The sequence below is a fragment of the Pseudomonas sp. genome (genome assembly GCF_049645325.1).
Classification (GTDB): domain Bacteria; phylum Pseudomonadota; class Gammaproteobacteria; order Pseudomonadales; family Pseudomonadaceae; genus Aquipseudomonas.
Window position 1 is genome coordinate 1 of sequence record NZ_JBARTQ010000469.1, and the last position, 3222, is coordinate 3222.

At 61.8% G+C, this 3222-nt stretch carries 2 protein-coding genes; one reads left to right on the forward strand and one right to left on the reverse strand.

Annotation, left to right across the window (positions count from 1 at the left end):
- Positions 1–41: 41 nt before the first annotated feature.
- Positions 42–962 (reverse strand): MurR/RpiR family transcriptional regulator, encoded by a 921-nt coding sequence (locus WBB95_RS20300; RefSeq protein ID WP_424489207.1) that lies wholly within the window; start codon positions 960–962, stop codon positions 42–44.
- Between the two features lie 284 nt (positions 963–1246).
- Here WBB95_RS20300 and WBB95_RS20305 point away from each other — a divergent pair, with 284 nt between their 5' ends.
- Positions 1247–3184, forward strand: a complete 1938-nt coding sequence (locus tag WBB95_RS20305) for a bifunctional 5-dehydro-2-deoxygluconokinase/5-dehydro-2-deoxyphosphogluconate aldolase (protein WP_424489208.1) — start codon at positions 1247–1249, stop codon at positions 3182–3184.
- The last annotated feature ends 38 nt before the right edge of the window (positions 3185–3222 follow it).

Consider the following 3222-nt stretch of genomic DNA (forward strand, 5'->3'; position numbering starts at 1 on the left):
TGGCAAGCCAGCGCCCACAGGGTGTTTGCAGTGCCGCACAATCAGTCGTCAAACCCGACTTGCTCGTGAATCTCATCCACCTTCAATTCCAGCCGGTAGGCCACTGCAATAAACAGCGCCTGGCACAGGCACAAGGTGGCGCTCAACGAGCGGAACGCAAACGAAGAACCTTCATTCACCAACAGCACCGCGTTTGCCCGCTTGGCCAGGGGCGACAGGTTGCTGTCGGTGATGATCAGGGTCTTGGCCTGGTGATGCTGGGCGATGCGCAGGCAGTGCTGGGTCTCTTTGCCGTAGGGCGTGAAGCTGATCGCAATCACCAAATCGTTGGCGCGCACACTGCGCATCTGCTCGCGGTAACTGCCGCCCAGGCCCGAGATCAGGTGGATGCGTTTGTTGGTGTGCTGCAGGTTGTAGACCAGGTAATCAGCCACCGCGAACGAACGGCGCACGCCGACCACGTAGATATTGTCGGCGTTGACCACCAGGTCCACGGCCTTTTCAAACGCCACGTCATCCAGTTCCAGCCCCAGGCGCTCGATGCCCGAAAGGGTGGCATTCACGCACTCGCGCGCCAGGTCGCCGCCGCTGGCTTTCTGCGACTTGTTGGCGATCATGCTGCGGATGCGCTGCTGGTAGTTCTGCACCGGCGTGGTCTTGTGGGTGTAGGCCTCGCGAAACAGCGCCTGCATCTCACTGAACCCACTGAAACCGAAACGCTGCGAAAACCGCACGATGGCCGACGGGTGCACTTCGCACTCGCGGGCGATGTCGCTGATGCGGTCGACCATGATCCGGTCGCTCTGCTGACTCATGTAGCTGGCGATGCGTTTGAGCTGGCGCGGCAGGCTTTCGTATTCGTCGGTGATCAGCTGCAACAGGCGCTCGGCATTGATCGGAGGGCCGGCGAGAACGTCTTGCGGGCTGGTCTCGGGCGTGGCCGGCTGATCGGTGCGGGACATGGGCAATCCTTCTGGCGTGTTCTTCTGGTGCGCTGGGGGGTGGCGCAAGTCTACAGGGTAGGCGCAAAAAAATACCCCGGCATCACGGCGCGCCGGGCCGGCTGAAACGATGCAGTGTCGGGGCAGAGCCTTTAGGGTGGCGTATTGGAAAAAATATTCCACTAAAAATAATTATGGAATAAATATTGATTGGCGCCGCCGAACGTTCTAGTCTGCTCCCACCAAGAGCGTTTGCCGTCGCCACGGCGGCACAACGCAGGCTGATAAAAATAACAGGAGCCAGCATGGGCCAGACTCGTTTTGCCAGTGGGCGTCAATTGGATCTGATTTGCCTCGGGCGCCTGGGCGTCGATCTGTATGCACAGCAAGTAGGTGCGCGGCTTGAAGACGTGTCCAGCTTCGCCAAGTACCTCGGCGGGTCCTCCGCCAACATCGCCTTCGGCACTGCCCGGTTGGGGTTGAAGTCGGCCATGCTGAGCCGCGTAGGCGACGACCACATGGGTCGCTTCCTGCTCGAATCCCTGGCCCGCGAAGGGTGCGATGTCAGCGGCATCAAGGTCGACCCGGAACGTCTCACCGCCCTGGTGCTGCTGGGCCTTAAAGACCGTGAAACCTTCCCCCTGGTGTTCTACCGCGAAAACTGCGCCGACATGGCCCTGCGCGCCGAAGACATCAACGAAGCCTTTATTGCCTCCAGCAAAGCCCTGTTGATCACCGGCACGCATTTCTCCACCGACGGTGTGTACAAGGCCAGCATCCAGGCCCTGGATTACGCCGCCAAGCACAACGTCAAACGCGTGCTGGACATCGACTATCGCCCGGTGCTGTGGGGCCTGGCGGGCAAGGCTGACGGCGAAACCCGCTTTGTCGCCGACCAGAACGTCAGCCAGCACGTGCAGAAGATCCTGCCGCGTTTTGACCTGATTGTCGGCACCGAAGAAGAGTTTTTGATCGCCGGTGGCAGTGAAGACCTGCTTACCGCGCTGCGCACCGTGCGTGAACTGACGCCTGCGACCCTGGTGGTCAAGCTCGGCCCGCAGGGTTGCACGGTGATCCACGGCGCGATTCCGGCACGGCTGGAGGACGGCGCGATCTACCCCGGCGTGCGCGTTGAAGTGCTCAACGTGCTCGGCGCCGGCGATGCCTTTATGTCGGGTTTCCTCAGCGGCTGGATCAACGACGCCAGTGACGAACGCTGCAGTCAGTTAGCCAATGCCTGCGGCGGCCTGGTGGTGTCGCGCCACGCCTGCGCGCCGGCCATGCCGACGCCCGCCGAGCTGGATTACCTGTTCAACAGCCCGGTGCCGATCACCCGGCCGGATCAGGACGTGACCTTGCAACGCCTGCACCGCGTCACGGTGCCGCGCAAAACCTGGAAGCAGCTGTTTGTGTTTGCCTTCGACCACCGCTGGCAACTGGTGGACCTGGCGCAAAAAGGCGGCCAGGACCCGGCGCGTATCAGTGACATCAAGCAGCTGTTTATCCAGGCCATTGAACGCGTGGAAACCAAGCTGGCCGAGCAGGGCGTCGACGCCGATGTGGGCCTGCTCGCCGACCAACGCTTCGGCCAGGACGCGCTCAGCGCCGCCAGCGGGCGCGGCTGGTGGATCGCGCGCCCGGTGGAAGTGCAGAACTCGCGGCCGCTGGCGTTCGAGCACGGTCGCTCGATTGGCAGCAACCTGATCGCCTGGCCTCAGGAACAAATCATCAAGTGCCTGGTGCAATTCCACCCGGACGACGAACCGATGCTGCGCCTGGAGCAGGAAGCGCAACTCAAGGCGGTGTACGAGGCCTCGCTGGTCAGCGGTCATGAGTTGCTGCTGGAAGTCATCCCGCCCAAGGATCATCCGTCGACGTACCCGGATGTGCTCTATCGCAGCCTCAAAAGAATGTACAACCTGGGTATCTACCCGGCGTGGTGGAAGATCGAAGCGCAGTCGGCCGAGGACTGGAAAAAGCTCGATGAGCTGATCAATGAGCGCGACCCGTACTGCCGTGGCGTGGTGTTGCTGGGCCTGAATGCTTCGGCTGAATGCCTGGCGGATGGCTTCCGGCAAGCCAGCCAGAGCAACACTTGCCGTGGGTTTGCCGTGGGTCGCACGATCTTTCAGGAGCCCAGCCGCGCCTGGCTGGCGGGGGAGATTGATGACGAGACCCTGATTCAGCAGGTGCAGGCCACTTTTGAACAGCTCATAAACGCCTGGCGCAGCTCCAGACATTGAACACGGTCAAAGGTGGGAGCGGGCTTGCTCGCGAATGC